The sequence below is a fragment of the Mesorhizobium sp. M1423 genome (assembly GCF_040317575.1).
In the GTDB taxonomy this organism is placed as follows: domain Bacteria; phylum Pseudomonadota; class Alphaproteobacteria; order Rhizobiales; family Rhizobiaceae; genus Mesorhizobium.
This window is the reverse complement of record NZ_JAMYKU010000027.1, coordinates 38,999-53,467: the sequence shown is the minus strand read 5'-3', so window position 1 is coordinate 53,467 and position 14,469 is coordinate 38,999. Positions and strand designations below refer to the sequence as shown.

15 protein-coding genes are annotated in these 14,469 nt (G+C 60.3%); 6 read left to right on the top strand and 9 right to left on the bottom strand.

Annotated elements, in window-relative coordinates; genetic code table 11:
- Positions 1–224 precede the first annotated feature (224 nt).
- The 5 genes from tig (at position 225) to NKG95_RS27145 (ending at position 5,161) form a co-directional block, all read left to right on the top strand.
- Positions 225–1,700, top strand: a complete 1,476-nt coding sequence (tig, locus tag NKG95_RS27165; protein WP_023720171.1) for a trigger factor — start codon at positions 225–227, stop codon at positions 1,698–1,700.
- A 160-nt stretch (positions 1,701–1,860) separates the two neighbouring features.
- Positions 1,861–2,385: a hypothetical protein gene (locus NKG95_RS27160; protein WP_353005385.1), complete on the top strand. Its 525-nt coding sequence runs from the start codon at positions 1,861–1,863 to the stop codon at positions 2,383–2,385.
- 212 nt (positions 2,386–2,597) lie between these two features.
- Positions 2,598–2,951: a c-type cytochrome gene (locus NKG95_RS27155; RefSeq protein ID WP_502895904.1), complete on the top strand. Its 354-nt coding sequence runs from the start codon at positions 2,598–2,600 to the stop codon at positions 2,949–2,951.
- A 147-nt stretch (positions 2,952–3,098) separates the two neighbouring features.
- A complete protein-coding gene (locus NKG95_RS27150; RefSeq protein ID WP_352844232.1) occupies positions 3,099–4,031 on the top strand; it encodes a heme o synthase in 933 nt (310 codons plus the stop codon).
- A gap of 317 nt (positions 4,032–4,348) precedes the next feature.
- Entirely contained in the window at positions 4,349–5,161 is an 813-nt protein-coding gene (locus tag NKG95_RS27145) for a DUF2189 domain-containing protein (RefSeq protein WP_352482145.1), read from the top strand.
- Positions 5,162–5,218: 57 nt separating this feature from the next.
- Here NKG95_RS27145 and NKG95_RS27140 read toward each other — a convergent pair whose 3' ends face one another.
- From NKG95_RS27140 to NKG95_RS27100, 9 genes are all read right to left on the bottom strand, one after another.
- Positions 5,219–5,692 carry an aminoacyl-tRNA deacylase gene (locus NKG95_RS27140; protein WP_023720166.1) on the bottom strand — a complete coding sequence of 158 codons (474 nt, stop codon included), beginning with the start codon at positions 5,690–5,692 and terminating at the stop codon, positions 5,219–5,221.
- A gap of 144 nt (positions 5,693–5,836) precedes the next feature.
- Complete coding sequence (locus NKG95_RS27135; RefSeq protein WP_023720165.1) at positions 5,837–6,241, bottom strand: cytochrome C oxidase subunit IV family protein; 405 nt, start codon at positions 6,239–6,241, stop codon at positions 5,837–5,839.
- A 10-nt stretch (positions 6,242–6,251) separates the two neighbouring features.
- On the bottom strand, positions 6,252–6,974 hold the full coding sequence (locus NKG95_RS27130) for a heme-copper oxidase subunit III family protein (RefSeq protein WP_352482147.1): 723 nt from the start codon (positions 6,972–6,974) through the stop codon (positions 6,252–6,254).
- 13 nt (positions 6,975–6,987) lie between these two features.
- The gene (locus NKG95_RS27125) at positions 6,988–7,692 is read right to left on the bottom strand and encodes a cytochrome c oxidase subunit 3 (RefSeq protein ID WP_352482148.1); all 705 of its coding nucleotides are present in this window, start codon (positions 7,690–7,692) and stop codon (positions 6,988–6,990) included.
- Positions 7,689–9,458, bottom strand: coding sequence for a cytochrome c oxidase subunit I (ctaD, locus tag NKG95_RS27120; RefSeq protein WP_353043020.1), 1,770 nt, complete (start codon positions 9,456–9,458; stop codon positions 7,689–7,691). Before ctaD ends, NKG95_RS27125 begins: the two co-directional genes overlap by 4 nt.
- A 91-nt stretch (positions 9,459–9,549) precedes the next feature.
- Positions 9,550–10,365: a cytochrome c oxidase subunit II gene (gene coxB, locus NKG95_RS27115; protein ID WP_023720162.1), complete on the bottom strand. Its 816-nt coding sequence runs from the start codon at positions 10,363–10,365 to the stop codon at positions 9,550–9,552.
- 320 nt (positions 10,366–10,685) lie between these two features.
- Positions 10,686–12,032 carry a PQQ-dependent sugar dehydrogenase gene (locus NKG95_RS27110; protein ID WP_353043019.1) on the bottom strand — a complete coding sequence of 449 codons (1,347 nt, stop codon included), beginning with the start codon at positions 12,030–12,032 and terminating at the stop codon, positions 10,686–10,688.
- Positions 12,032–12,481: a DUF2231 domain-containing protein gene (locus NKG95_RS27105; protein WP_023720160.1), complete on the bottom strand. Its 450-nt coding sequence runs from the start codon at positions 12,479–12,481 to the stop codon at positions 12,032–12,034. The genes NKG95_RS27110 and NKG95_RS27105 overlap by 1 nt, the downstream gene beginning before the upstream one ends.
- A 127-nt stretch (positions 12,482–12,608) precedes the next feature.
- The gene (locus NKG95_RS27100; RefSeq protein ID WP_051409696.1) at positions 12,609–12,965 is read right to left on the bottom strand and encodes an SPW repeat protein; all 357 of its coding nucleotides are present in this window, start codon (positions 12,963–12,965) and stop codon (positions 12,609–12,611) included.
- A 471-nt stretch (positions 12,966–13,436) separates the two neighbouring features.
- Here NKG95_RS27100 and NKG95_RS27095 point away from each other — a divergent pair, with 471 nt between their 5' ends.
- Positions 13,437–14,303, top strand: coding sequence for a class I SAM-dependent methyltransferase (locus NKG95_RS27095; RefSeq protein ID WP_353043018.1), 867 nt, complete (start codon positions 13,437–13,439; stop codon positions 14,301–14,303).
- Positions 14,304–14,469: the final 166 nt, after the last annotated feature.

Below are 14,469 nucleotides of genomic sequence, written 5' to 3'. Positions count from 1 at the left end.
AATGTGACGGGACGCGACGATCCGCTTCTGCAGAATGTGATAAGAAGTAGGAAAAACAAAGACTTATTCACATTTTGGAGCGTATTTCTGGAGGATTTGTGCCGCGTTGGGCGGACAAATCGCCAAGTCCCGCACCAAAAGCCATTCCCGGCAAGATCATACCGGCAGGCTGTGAACGGCAGGGGCCGTTTGACGGCCTCATTGGTGGAAACAAAGGTTTTATGATGCAGGTCACCGAAACGCTCAACTCCGGTCTCAAGCGCGAGATCAAGATCACCGTGCCGGCCGGTGACATGGAAGCCAAGCTGATGGCGCGGCTTTCCGACGCCAGGAACAAGGTCCGCATCAACGGCTTCCGCCCCGGCAAGGTGCCGGTGCAGCATCTGCGCAAAGTCTATGGCAAATCGTTCATGGCCGAAGTGGTCAACGAGATCCTCAACGACTCGACCCGTTCGATCATCACCGGGCGCGGCGAAAAGGCTGCCATGCAGCCCGAAGTGATCATGACCGAGGACGAGAAGGAAGCCGAGAAGATCCTGGCCGGCGGCGCAGATTTCGAGTTCCGCCTGAACTACGAGGTCATTCCGCCGATCGAGATCAAGGATTTCTCCGACATCAAGGTGACGCGTCAGGTGTTCGAAGTGCCTGATGAGGAGATCGACGAGCAGGTCAAGCGTGTCGCCGAGTCGGCGCGCACTTACGAGCCGAAGACCGGCAAGGCCGCCGAGGGCGACCGCGTGACCCTCGATTATGTCGGCAAGATCGACGGCGAAGCCTTCGGCGGCGGCGCCGGCACCGATCAGCCGCTGGTGCTCGGCTCGAAGGAATTCATCCCTGGCTTCGAGGACCAGCTGGTCGGCAGCAAGGCCGGCGACGAGAAGCAGGTCACGGTAACCTTCCCGGAAAACTACCAGGCGGCGCATCTGGCCGGCAAGGAAGCCACTTTCGACGTGACCGTCAAGGACGTGTCGAAGCCCGGCGAACTTGAGATCAACGACGAGATGGCCAAAAACCTCGGCCTGGAGTCGCTGGAGCGCCTGCGCGAGGTGGTGCGCGGTCAGATCGAAAATCAGTTCGGTTCGATGACGCGCCAGAAGGTCAAGCGCCAGTTGCTCGACCAGCTCGACGCTGCCTACTCGTTCGAGGCGCCGTCCAAGCTCGTCGAGGCCGAGTTCAACAACATCTGGAACCAGGTCAACCGCGATCTCGAAGCCGCCGGGCGCACCTTTGCCGACGAAGAGACGACGGAAGAGGAAGCCCGTGCCGAATATATGCGCCTTGCCGAACGCCGCGTGCGTCTCGGCCTGGTTCTCGCTGAAATCGGCGAGAAGGCGGGCGTCACGGTGACGGACGAGGAATTGCAGCGCGGCCTGTTCGAGCAGGTGCGTCGCTATCCGGCCAACCAGCAGCAGGAAGCCTTCGAATTCTATCGCAACAATCCCGAAGCGCTGAATACGTTGCGCGCGCCGATGTTCGAAGAGAAGGTGGTCGACCATCTGCTTGGCCAGATCTCGGTCACCGACGTCAAGGTCAGCAAGGAAGAGCTGCTGGCCGACGACGAGGATACGGAGACGACCAAGGCCAAGCCGGCGAAGAAGGCGGCTGCGAAAAAAGCCGACACCAAGAAGGCCGACGACGACGCTGAAGAGCCCAAGAAGAAGGCTGCGCCGAAGAAAAAGGCCGCCAAGGACGCTGAATAACGTCCCTGCTGAATTCCAAAAGGCCGCCTTCTCGAGGCGGCCTTTTTCGTTGTGGCGCAGGCGCAACGGATTTCACGCATCTGGCGGTCGAGGTGGCGATACGAAGCTTTGATGATTATCTGCGCTGGGTTGCGGATCGCAGCGGTTGTTGGAGGCATCGTTGAGACAGTTCTTCGGTATCGGAAGCGTGGCCGCGGCGGCGTTCCTGCTTGCGTCGGTCTGCGGCATCGCCCAGGCTGATACGGTTCTCGACAACTGGCGGTTCGACAAGAGCAGCGATGGCCTTGTCACCGCCTCGCTTTACGCTACCAACAAGCTCATCACCGGTGGCGGCGCATTGAGCTACAGCCCGGTATTGACGATTGCCTGCCGGACCGCCGGCGAACCGCGTTGGAGCGAATGGCTGCAGCTGAGCGATACCGTTTCCGCCAGCCGAACCATCGCCATGTCCGTGACTGTCGACCAATCCGGCAAGCTCAACGAAAGCTGGTCGGTCGGCCCGCGCGGCAGGATGCTGGTCCGCGATGGCGCCGACGGCATCAGGCGACTGGTTTCCGCGAACCGGCTGCTGCTGTCCTGGCGGTTCGGGCTGCTGTCGGGGCGCGGCGAAGCCGACTTCGACCTTACCGGCCTTGAAGAGGCGATCGGCCGGATCGCCGCCACCTGCAACACCAAATTGCCTTGAGCGGATTGTCCGCATCAAACCTTTGCATGGTCGAACTCTACCTGCCGGCCGGGTTCCGTGGTATGTAGGTGCCGCAACTCCAGGCAGTGGATGTCCGTTCTGCCATTCAAGAGCGCATGCCAGCGGACTAGATGTCGGCCTGTGCAGGTCAGCCAGGGCAAATTGGCGATCAGGGAGGAAATGCCATGCGTGCCATTGTGTTTTTTATCGTCATGTCCGTTGCGACCGTCATTGCCGGCCCCTCGTGGGCCCAGGATGCCGCGGCGGGTGAGAAGGTCTTTGCCAAATGCAAGGTCTGCCACGTCGCGGACAAGGACCAGAACAAGATCGGTCCGTCCTTGAACGGCGTCATCGGCCGAACGGCCGGCACGCATCCAGGGTTCAGCTATTCCAAGGCCATGACCGAGGCCGGAAAATCCGGCGTTAAATGGGACGAAGCCACACTGACGAGCTACCTTCGCGATCCCAAGGCGATGGTCAAAGGAACGAAGATGGCGTTTCCCGGCCTCAAAAAGGACGAGGACATCGCCAATGTCATTGCCTATCTGAAGCAATTCTCCAAATAACCCGGAACTTCCGCCGGATCTTGGTATCGCAAACAGGTCGAGGCATGGCCTCGACCGCAATCCACCGGCAGTGTCGGCGGGGAGGGCGGCTCGTTGCAAAAAAGACATTGGCCGGCTAGGTTGCCGTTCCCATCGGTGATCGTCTGAATGTCGACTGAAGAAAGCCGTCTCAAGGATACCGGCATCCGCCTCTCGGAGGCGACGGCGGGTGATTTCTTTGCGCTTTTGAAACCACGGGTCATGGCGCTCGCCGTTTTTACCGCCTTCGTCGGCCTGATGATGGCGCCCGGCGTGATGAATCCAGTTATCGCCGTAATCGCCATCGGCGCTATTGCGGTTGGAGCAGGAGCGGCCGGCGCGCTCAATATGTGGTACGACGCAGACATAGACGCCTTGATGTCTCGCACGTCCAAGCGACCAATCCCGTCAGGTCGTGTCACGCCCGGCGAAGCCCTCGGCTTCGGTCTGGTGCTTTCCGCACTGTCGGTCATGACGCTCGGCGTGCTGGTGGGATGGCTTGCCGCATCGCTATTGGCGTTCACCATCTTTTTCTATGTCGTTATCTATACGATGTGGCTGAAACGCTCGACGCCACAGAATATCGTGATAGGCGGCGCGGCAGGCGCCCTTCCTCCGGTGATCGGGTGGGCGGCTGCAACCGGCGCAATCGGCATCGAAAGTGTCATTCTGTTTCTGATCATTTTCCTCTGGACGCCGCCTCATTTCTGGGCGCTGGCCCTTTTCAAGGTCGGCGACTATGCCGCGGCGGGCATCCCGATGATGCCGAATGTGGCCGGCCAGCACTCGACCAGAAAACAAATCTTCGCCTATTCGCTGGTCTTGGCGCCAATCGGCGTGCTTCCTTGGGCCTTCGGCTTCGCCAGCGGATACTACGGCACTGCTTCAGCAGCGTTGGGCGCAGGGTTCATTTGGCACGCCTGGAAGGTCCTCGTCGCCGACAAGGAGATGAAGCCGGCAAAGGCGTTGTTTGCGTATTCGATTGTCTATCTTTTCGCGATCTTCGCGGCGCTGCTTGCCGACACCATTGTAATGCGAGTGGTCGCGTCAGCCGGCTATTGAGCCCGGCTAAAAACATCACGTTGGCAGAGCACAAAATCCCAGCAACAGCAGAATAACGATGCCAAGGCCGAGTATGAGAACTGTCCTTCCATCCATGACCTTCACCTTCGTCTAGAAGAGCATATCGAAGAAAGGTGTCCAGAGCTAGTCGGGCTACCCGGGACCTCTTACCCCCGGGGGCCTTCGTACAAAGCGCGACAAGTCCCCCGCATGAGAGTATATTGATCATGGTGCAGGTCGCGGTTTGCGTGGCCAATCACGCAGAACGGCAGCACCGTAAAACGCGACCTTACCGGACCCGGTCTGGAGGAATGGTCATGGCAAGTTTTCACGTGATAGCAGGCGCCAACGAGACGCTGGAACACACCAGAATTCGAAAAATCGGTGTCTCCGATCTTTTTGATGCGCTCAGGCGTGGCGTCGATGATTTCATGGTCAAGCCGTCGCACATCGTTTTTCTCTGCCTGATCTACCCGCTTGCGGGGGTCGTGCTTGCCGTCTGGACATCAGGCAACAACACGCTGCCATTGTTGTTTCCGCTTGTGTCCGGCTTTGCGCTAATTGGTCCGTTCGCGGCGATCGGCCTCTATGAGATCAGCCGGCGACGGGAAGCCGGGCTCGATGCCTCGTGGAGGCACGCCTTTGAGGTCAGAAGTTCTCCGGCGCTGCCGGCTATTGCGGCGGTCGGCATCATGCTGCTTGCGATATTCATCGCCTGGCTTTTGACGGCCCAGATATTTTACCAGACCGTGTTCGGCCCGGCGCCGCCGCAATCGCTGTCCAGCTTCATCAGTGATATATTCGCCACGGGACGCGGCTGGACACTCATCATCCTGGGTCACGCCATCGGCTTTGTGTTCGCCGCGGTTGTGTTGTGCACCACGGTCGTCGCATTCCCGTTGTTGCTCGACCGCGATGTCGGCGCCTACGAAGCCATCCACACCTCGGTGCGCGTTGTCCTGGCCAACCCGATCGTGATGGCAGTGTGGGGCCTTATTGTCGCCGTCGCCTTGATCATCGGCTCGCTGCCAGTGTTCGCCGGGTTGGCGGTCGTGCTGCCGATCCTTGGTCATGCCACCTGGCATGTCTATCGGAAAGTTGTCGAATCGCCGCCGGCTACCAGACCGTGAGCTGAAAAACCTGTCCTCCGCACCGAGCGCCGGTGCGGGGAGGGTGGGGCAGAGCTTTCAATAGGCCGGGTGGCTGAAACGGGCCTGGCGCGCGTCTTTTGTCAGGTCGCGGAAATCCTTGCCGCTCACATGCACCAGCGTCCTATGGTCACCGCCCTCGAAATAGATTTCGGGAGCGTCGCCGAGGCTTTCATCGAGGACCACCGGCACATCATAGGCAGCGCCGATCGGCGGCACAGCGCCGACATCGCAATCGCCGAACAACGAGACCACCTCGTCTTCGGAGGCAAGTCCAAGAGGCTTGTCCATAACATCCTGCAATGTCGCGAGTTCTATCCTGTGCGTGCTTGGAACCACGGCCAGCGCGTAGCCACGGTCGTGGTGAACGACCACCGATTTGGCCATTATGCTGCCAGGCACATGTGCCGCAATGGCGGATTGTCTGCTTGTCGCCGTGCGGTGATGCTCGACGGTGTCGTAGGAAATGCCTTTCTTATCGATGAAGTCCTTCAGTCTGTTTGCGATGGTCATCTTGGGCGCCCCTTGCTGGTGTTCGCGACGCATGTGGAAACGCCGGCATCGCCTGTCGTTTCCGATACCAACAGAAATGGTCCAGCCGTAGATTGTTTCAAGGCGAAGGCTCCAGAACAGGACGGCCTGGATCCGGATTGCATGTCAGGGCCCGGCCCCGAAAAACGCCATTCGGGTGAGAAGGGTGTAGTCCGCTTCGAAGACCATCAGCGTCACGAATACCAGCACCAGCACCGGCGGCAGGATGATTGCATATGTCAGCGCCAGCCGTTCCCAGGCCATGTGCATGAAGATGGCGACGATCAGCCCTGCCTTGAGGATCATGAAGATCAGGATCAGCGACCATCTGAGATAGCCGTGGAGCCCGAAATAGTCGACCAGATAGGAGCAGGTGCTGAGGATGAACAGCCACGCCCAGACCACCAGGTAGAGCTTGATCGGGTGCTCCTGATGAACCTCCGTAGGGGTAACGCTGGTCGCCGTCGCATCATGCGTACGGGCGCTGTCGAGCGTGTGTTGTCCAAGGCCATTTGCGGTTGCTTCAGCCATGTCCTGCCTCTCACCAAAGATAGAAAAATGCGAAAATGAACACCCAGACCAGGTCGACGAAATGCCAGTAGAGCCCCATGATTTCGACGTTTTCGTAGCGGCCCCTCCGGCTGGTGAAGAAGCCGGGCCGTCCGACGTCGTAGTCCCCGCGCCAGACCTTTCGCGCCACGATGATCAGGAAAATCACCCCGATCGACACATGTGTGCCGTGGAAGCCGGTGATCATGAAAAAGGATGCGCCGAACTGTGCAGCGCCCCACGGATTGCCCCAAGGCCGCACGCCCTCGGTGATCAGCTTGGTCCATTCGAAGGCTTGCATGCCGACGAAGGTCGCGCCGAGTGCCGCGGTCAAAAGCATCAGGACTGCCGTCTTGCGGCGGTCGCGGCGGTAGCCGAAATTCACCGCCATGGCCATCGTTCCGCTGCTCGAGATCAGGACGAAGGTCATGATGGCGATAAGGATCAATGGAATGTCGGAGCCGCCGATGCGCAGGGCAAAGACCTCGCTCGGATTGGGCCACGGCACGCGTGTGGAGATACGGTCGGTCATGTAGGAGAGCAGGAAGCAGCCGAAGATGAACGTGTCGCTGAGCAGGAAGATCCACATCATGGCCTTGCCCCAAGACACGTTTTTGAACGCCCGCTGATCCGAGGACCAGTCGGCGGCGATGCCTTGCCAGCCTGCGGGCCGCGGCCCCGTTCGGCCGATGTGGGTCAGTGTCGTCTCAGCCATCCGCCCGTTCCTCCTAGGTCAGCAACCCTCGGCAAATGTCGATTAAAGTCGAAGCCCAGCCGGCCAGAAGAGCGAAGATGGCGAGCCAGACGAAAAGCAGGAAATGCCAGTACATGGCGCACAGCTCGACGCTCAGGCGAAGCCGCTGCGGCCGCGCACCGTTCCAGGCACCGACGGTCGTTCTGCCCAGGCCGACCAGCCCTCCCAGTATATGCAGCCCATGCATTCCCGTTAGCAGGTAGAAGAAGCTGTTGGCCGGATTGGACGCCAGAAAATAGCCATCCGCGCTCAGTTCCCGCCATGCCATAAGCTGTCCAACCAGGAAGGCGAGCGCCGTGAGTCCAGCGGTGGCGAGGCCGAGCCTGACCATGTCCACTTGACCCTTGCGCGCCGCGAGCGAAGCGCACTGCATGGCAATGCTGCTCAAGACCAGTACGCCGGTATTAAGCCAGAGCAGAGGCGGGATGGGCAGCGGCTGCCAATCCGACAGCGCCATGCGCATGAAGTAAGCACTGGTGAACAGCGCGAACAGGCAGCCGACGACGGCAAGGAAGACGCCGAGACCGATCTTTGCGGTCGGCAGCGCCGATCGGTCCAGGGCGACAAAATCCCCGACCAAACCTTGCTCGAGCCACGGCCTCGTCATTAGCCGCTGATGCGAGAGCCACCACCCAGCAATGCCGGCGATCACGAGCAGGAAAACCAGAATGACGCTCATGCCGGCTCCCTGGAAGGTCCGAAGGAGCCCGGAACGTTTTGCGGTATGAAGTCCTCCTTGGCGCCCGGTACGCTGTAGTCATAGGCCCAGCGATAGACGATCGGCAGATCCTTGCCGAAATTGCCATGGCCCGGCGGTGTTTCGGCCGTCTGCCACTCGAGCGTCGTTGCCCGCCACGGATTGCCACCAGCCTCACGGCCATGGCGGATGCTCCAGATGAGATTGAACAGAAACACGATCTGGGCAAAACCGACGATAAAAGCCATGATGCTGATAAACGAGTTGAGGTGGTGGGCCGATTCCGTCATCACCGTCATATCGGTCAATTCGTTGTAGCGCCGCGGCACGCCCATCAAGCCGAGATAGTGCATGGGAAAGAAGATCAGATAGGCGCCAAGGAAGGTGACCCAGAAATGGAACCGGCCCAGCGTCTCGTTCAGCATCCGACCGGTGACCTTCGGATACCAGTGATAGATCGCGCCGAAGATTACGATGATCGGGGCGACCCCCATGACCATATGGAAATGGGCGACGACGAACATCGTGTCCGACAGCGGAACGTCGACGACGACATTGCCGAGGAATAGCCCAGTCAACCCGCCATTGACGAAGGTGACGATGAAGGCCAGGGCAAAAAGCATCGGTATGGTGAGGTGGATGTCGCCACGCCACAGCGTCAGCACCCAGTTGTAGACCTTGATGGCTGTTGGAACCGCGATGATCAATGTCGTGGTGGCGAAGAAAAAGCCGAAATAGGGATGCATGCCGCTGACATACATGTGGTGCGCCCAGACCACGAAGCTCAGTGCGCCAATGCCGACGATGGCCCAGACCATCATGCGGTAGCCGAAGATGTTCTTGCGCGCATGGGTGCTGATCAGGTCGGAGACGATGCCGAAGGCCGGAAGCGCCACGATGTAGACCTCGGGGTGGCCGAAGAACCAGAACAGATGCTGGAACAGGATCGGGCTGCCGCCGCCATGCTGCAATTGTTCGCCCATCTCGACGATCGCCGGCATGAAGAAGCTGGTGCCGAGCGCCCGGTCGAGCAGCATCATCACGCAGGCGACGAACAGTGCCGGGAAGGCGAGCAGCGCCATGACGGTGGCGGTGAAAATACCCCAGACGGTGAGCGGAAGGCGCATCAGTGTCATGCCGCGCGTGCGGCCCTGTAGCACCGTCACGACATAGTTCAAGCCGCCCATGGTGAAGCCGATGATGAACAGGATCAGCGAGACGAGCATCAGGATGATGCCCCAGTTCTGGCCGCCTGGCGTACCGGTCATGATCGCCTGCGGCGGATAGAGCGTCCAGCCGGCACCTGTCGGTCCGCCGGGGGCAAAGAAGCTCGACACGAGGACCAGCACGGCCAGGAGATAGATCCAGTAGCTCAGCATGTTGACATAGGGAAAGACCATGTCGCGAGCGCCAACCATCAGCGGGATCAGATAGTTGCCGAAGCCGCCCAGGAAGAGTGCGGTGAGCAGGTAGATCACCATGATCATGCCATGCATGGTGATGAACTGGTAGTAGGCTTCCGGTGTGATGAAGTCGAACGTGCCGGGGAAGCCGAGCTGCAGCCGCATCAGCCAGGACAACACCAGCGCCACCATGCCGATCGCCGTCGCCGTCGCCGAATACTGGATGGCGATGACCTTGGCATCCTGCGAGAAAACGTATTTCGTCCACCAGCTGTGCGGATGGTAAAGTTCCATTTCCGCGACTTCGGCCGGCGGTACCGCATCTGCAGGTGTGATATCGACCATAGGAACACCTCCGTGCCCTTTTCGGCCATGCCCGACAGTTCGGGCCTGCCGCAATCTTTTCAATGCCGACGGCGCGCCGTCGTTCCGGCGTCTACTCTGCCGAGCCCATCTGTTGGGGCGCGGACAGCTGCGCAAAAGTCTGCTGCTGGCCAAGCCACGCCAGATAATCTTCCTGCGTATCGACCATGACCACGCCATGCATCATCGGATGCCCTTGGCCGCAGAGTTCGGCACACAGGACCTGGAAGGTTCCGGTCTTGGTCGGAGTGAACCAGAAATAGGTGACTGAGCCCGGGATCATGTCCATCTTGGCGCGGAATTCCGGCACGTAGAAATCGTGCAGCACATCGATCGAGCGGAGCAGCATCTTGACCGGTTTGCCAACCGGCAGATGCAGGTCGGCCGCTTCGACCACGACGTCGTCCTGGCCGTTGGCATCAGCGGCGATGACGCCGAGCGGATTTTCAGCGTTGACGTCGCGAGTGTCGGATGTGCCGAGCTTGCCGTCCTTGCCGGGCAGGCGGAAACTCCATTGCCATTGCTGGCCGACGACTTCGACCTCGGTTGCGTCGCTTGGGACGTTGACGAAGCGGCTCCAGACGAACAGGCCGGGAACCAGCAAAGCCGTGACACCGACGGCAGTGACGACCGTCAGCCAGGATTCGAGCCGCCTGTTCTCAGGTTCATATGCCGCCTGATTGCCTTCCCGATGACGGAAGCGGAAGACGCAATAGGCCATGAAAAGAACCACGGCGGCGAAGACGACGCCGGTGATCCAGAAAGTTATGATGATGGTGTTGTCGATATAGTCCCAGTTCGAGGCAATCGGCGTCCACCACCATGGGCTCAGGAAGTGGAACAACACCGAGCCCACGACGATCAGAACGAGTACAAGCGCAACGGCCATGTCCCGGTTCCTCCCGGTATTCCAAGCGGCGCAAAGCCGTCCCGGGAAATACCAAGTGCATCATAACTTGATTTGCGATGAAAATTCTAGAGCCGGCGGTGGGAAGGGCAAAAATACCATTTCTCGGTGCTGGCGGTCCTTCGGTTCGGCGGTGATCAGCGGTAGCGCGCGGCAAACATCGTCAGCGTCGAGTAAACGGCAATGGCGAGCATGCCGAATGTGCCCGGCAGAATCACCGGAACGGCGATCGTCGGGGATCGTCGCGCGCAGGGTTCGATCCCCTGCTCGACCGACAGCTCGACGAAGGGAGTGGAGCCCCTTTATTGGCCGGCAGATGTCACCCGCCAAACTGTGTTGCCGACGTCGTCGGCGATGAGCAGGGCCCCGGTTTTGTCGACGGCCAGGCCGACAGGCCGGCCGCGCGCCTTGTTGTCCTTGTCCAGGAAGTCAGTCACCACGTCCTGTGCGGCGCCACTCGGATGGCCGCCGCTGAATGGTACGAACACCACCTTGTAGCCATTGAAGCGCGTGCGGTTCCAGCTCCCGTGCTCGCCAACGAAGGCGCCGCCGCGATACGCCTGGGGGAGGCTGGTTGCCGTATAGAAGGCCAGTCCCAGAGGGGCGACGTGGGAACTCAGCGCATAATCCGGAACGATCGCATTCGCGACCAGGTCCGGACGCTGGGGCATGACGCGCGGATCGAGATGCTGGCCATAATAGCTGTATGGCCACCCGTAGAAGCCGCCGTCCTTTACCGACGTCAGATAATCCGGCACGAGATTGGGGCCGAGCTCGTCGCGCTCATTGATCACGGCCCAGAGCGCCCCGGTCTGCGGCTCCCAGCTCAGGCCGTTCGGATTGCGCAAACCGCTGGCGAAAATGCGCGACCTGCCGGTAGCCCTGTCCACCTGCCAGATGGCGGCGCGGTCCTTCTCCGCCTCGATGCCGTTCTCGGCCACGTTGCTGTTCGAGCCGACGCCGACATAGAGCAGCGAGCCGTCCGGGCTTGCCACCAGGCTCTTCGTCCAGTGATGGTCGATCGGGCCGCCGGGCAGGGCGGTGAGCGGCGTTCCGGGCGCGGTGATCTTGGTTTCACCGGTGTTGTAGGGATAGCGGACGATGGAATCGGTGTTGGCGACGTAGAGATCGCTTCCCACCAGCGCCACGCCGAAGGGCGAGCTCAGGTGGTCGAGGAAGACGCTGGTCAGCTCCGGCTTGCCATCTCCGTCGGCGTCGCGCAGCAAGGTGATGCGGTTGCTTGGGCCGCTGTCGCCGCCCGAGGTGACCCACGATTCGATCCAGCCCATCACCAAATCCTTGGGCCGTTTGATCGGTTCGCCGCCCGGCGCCTTGGACTCGATCACCAGGACGTCGCCATTGGGCAGCACATAAAGCGAGCGCGGATGCTGCAAGCCGTTGGCAAAAGCCTGGATCTGGAGCCCCTGCGCAGCGGTCGGCCTTTCGTCGTTCTTCCACCCGACCACGGAAGCGAGATGCATGGGCGGGAAGAAATATTGGATCGGCTCGGGCAGGTTTGGATTCGGCCCTATCTGACTGCCGGGATCCGGGTCGTTGCCGCTGCACGCTGCGAGGGTGATCACCGCAGTGCAAGTAAGGATGGACGCCGCGATGCGCCCGGCCTGTCTGATGGAGCTTGCTACGCGCATCAATCCGCCACTCCGACGTGATGCCGGTACACCATGGACCAGCCCAGCCAACCAGTGAAGATGAGGATGAGCACGACAACCGCCGAGAGGATCAAGCCGGTGGGAACGATGGAGGTCCATGCATCGCGGGTGTGCACGAGCATGTTGATCACGGACAACACCAGCGCCAGCAGATTACCGAGCACGTGCGGCCAGGCAGGGGGCTGTGCCCTTATCAGCGGATTAGCCAGAAAATCGATCAACCCCACGATCGCTGCAAGGCAGCCCATGATCACGCCGACGGTAACCAGCCAAGCGGAGAAGTCCGCCCACATCATCTCCGCTGTTCGCCAATAGGCCAGATCCGTCAGCAGCGTGCCGACGAAGCAGGCGATCGGAAACGGCACCAGCATCGGATGAATGGGATGTCCCGCAATCCTGGCCGTCGAACGCGGATTGTCACCGACCATAATGCGCAATCCTTCTCAGTTCTCGTCCAACAACGCCCATCCGGCCTCCGGCGGCTGTTGCCGAGAGGCCGGCAGACGACCCATCGATCCGTCAGGCCCAAAAAAGGGCGCTGGCTGGCTGCGCCTGTTAGGCGGCGGACTGGGTCGGCGGGTTCTGGTACATCATCCAGAGCTCGATCGCGGCCAGGACGGCGACCAGAATGCCGATCACGACATGCACGGTCATCGCCGTGGTCGCCTGGAATCCAAGCACCCAGGGCGATACGAGAACCCACAGTCCGACGACTAGGTTCACCCACTCTTCCCAGACGGCAAATGCCGCGAGAGCGGCAATCGAAAGCACGACAATCAAGATTCCGCTGCCGAGGGCGTTCTGCGTCTGCGGGCCTGCCGCAAAGGCGAAGATCCAGGGAGAGAAGAACAGAATTGCCCCAAGGATCAGGTTGGCTACGTCACAGAGCCTGGCGTTTGTCCACTGGTTCATGGCATCCTCCATAGGGAGCGTTTATGGCTCCCGAGTTCGGCAAGGTGGTGCCTGAGTCCGGCGAGATGCGCCCGAAGCCGCTCACTCCGTGTTACGGCAGTGCCCTTGCCCGGCCGGAGTTCCGCATCTGGCGGTACACCAGCCAAATCCGGCTATCTAACTGAATTCCGGGCTTTATGTTCCATTCGGCACCGGCACACCTGGATCACTTGATGGTGATCGAGCGATCCAAAGCCGCAGTGGACATGGTCAGCGGCGACGTGCCAGCGGCGCGGACAGGCTCATTCTTTTCTCGATCTGGTGAAAACATTGGTCGTGGATCGCAGTTCTTGAGACGAGACGCTCTTGCTGGTCTTGATTGCCGCCGAAGCTTGTTTGAGAGGCGCCCGGTCCGGATTGACGCGCGCTACTTTCGCTGCAAAGGTGCTTTAACGACTTGTTTACCATGCGTCAGTCAGGGGTGGGGGGAATTTGGAACGGTTTCTGGGCGCGAACCGCCTTAATTGGGATGATCGGGCCGAACTGCACTCGACCGACACAACGGGCAGCTACCACATCGAGAATGTGCTGGCCGGCGGATCCAATCTCTATGAGCTGGAAACGCGCGAGCTCGGCGATATCGGCGGCAAGGATATCGTCCACCTGCAGTGTCACATCGGTCTTGACACGATCAGCCTGAAGAATCTCGGCGCAGGCAGCGTGACCGGGCTCGACTTTTCACCGACGGCGATCGTGGCGGCGCGGGATTTTGCTGCGAAGGCAGGCACCGACGTGCGCTTCGTGGAAGCGCCACTGTTCGAGGCGGTGGAAGCGCTCGGCCGGACCTTTGACATCGCTTACGTTACATGGGGCTCGGTAAACTGGCTGGACGACGTGTTCCGTTGGGCGCGGGTGGTTGCCGATCTTCTGCGACCCGGCGGCCGCCTCTACATGGCCGAGGGCCATCCATTGATGTTTCAGTGCGATCGAAAGGCCGCAGCCCTGGAATTGAAGCACGATTGGCGAACGCCGATAGCTCGGCCGCTCGCCTGGAACGAGGAACTGACCTACACCGGCGATGACCGCATCTTGAAGCATCCTCGCTATTATGAGTGGATCCACCCGATCAGTGACGTGGTGAACGCGCTGATTTCAGCTGGTCTGACGCTCGATTTTCTCAATGAGCATGACACGGTTTCGTGGCAGCACTTTTCATTTGCAGTGCGGGCCGGCAAGGATATGTACGGCCTGCCAGAGAACTCTCCCAAGATACCGATGGCCTATTCCATTGGCGCGACGAAGCGGAGCGTCGGCAAGATACCATATCTTGTGTCTCACAAGTCGATCGAGGGCCACTAGCCCAAGGTCAACGCTCTTGACGTACTCGGGTCGGAGCATCGAGGTGTGCAATGGCGCTCGTGTCTGCGGTCTTCCGAGCAAGGCTGATCTCGTTTCATGTTGGTCCGCTTCATGCAGCCTGCCTTCAACATCGCGCGGGCGGTGGTGTCGATGTCGACATAACAGC

What these genes read in the sequence shown, in the direction of transcription:
- tig (WP_023720171.1), top strand. Translation starts at nt 225, where the DNA reads ATGCAGGTCACCGAAACGCTCAACTCCGGTCTCAAGCGCGAGATCAAG.
- NKG95_RS27155 (WP_502895904.1), top strand. Translation starts at nt 2,598, where the DNA reads ATGTCCGTTGCGACCGTCATTGCCGGCCCCTCGTGGGCCCAGGATGCC.
- NKG95_RS27150 (WP_352844232.1), top strand. Translation starts at nt 3,099, where the DNA reads ATGTCGACTGAAGAAAGCCGTCTCAAGGATACCGGCATCCGCCTCTCG.
- NKG95_RS27145 (WP_352482145.1), top strand. Translation starts at nt 4,349, where the DNA reads ATGGCAAGTTTTCACGTGATAGCAGGCGCCAACGAGACGCTGGAACAC.
- NKG95_RS27140 (WP_023720166.1), bottom strand. Translation starts at nt 5,692, where the DNA reads ATGACCATCGCAAACAGACTGAAGGACTTCATCGATAAGAAAGGCATT.
- NKG95_RS27135 (WP_023720165.1), bottom strand. Translation starts at nt 6,241, where the DNA reads ATGGCTGAAGCAACCGCAAATGGCCTTGGACAACACACGCTCGACAGC.
- NKG95_RS27130 (WP_352482147.1), bottom strand. Translation starts at nt 6,974, where the DNA reads ATGGCTGAGACGACACTGACCCACATCGGCCGAACGGGGCCGCGGCCC.
- NKG95_RS27125 (WP_352482148.1), bottom strand. Translation starts at nt 7,692, where the DNA reads ATGAGCGTCATTCTGGTTTTCCTGCTCGTGATCGCCGGCATTGCTGGG.
- ctaD (WP_353043020.1), bottom strand. Translation starts at nt 9,458, where the DNA reads ATGGTCGATATCACACCTGCAGATGCGGTACCGCCGGCCGAAGTCGCG.
- coxB (WP_023720162.1), bottom strand. Translation starts at nt 10,365, where the DNA reads ATGGCCGTTGCGCTTGTACTCGTTCTGATCGTCGTGGGCTCGGTGTTG.
- NKG95_RS27110 (WP_353043019.1), bottom strand. Translation starts at nt 12,032, where the DNA reads ATGCGCGTAGCAAGCTCCATCAGACAGGCCGGGCGCATCGCGGCGTCC.
- NKG95_RS27105 (WP_023720160.1), bottom strand. Translation starts at nt 12,481, where the DNA reads ATGGTCGGTGACAATCCGCGTTCGACGGCCAGGATTGCGGGACATCCC.
- NKG95_RS27100 (WP_051409696.1), bottom strand. Translation starts at nt 12,965, where the DNA reads ATGAACCAGTGGACAAACGCCAGGCTCTGTGACGTAGCCAACCTGATC.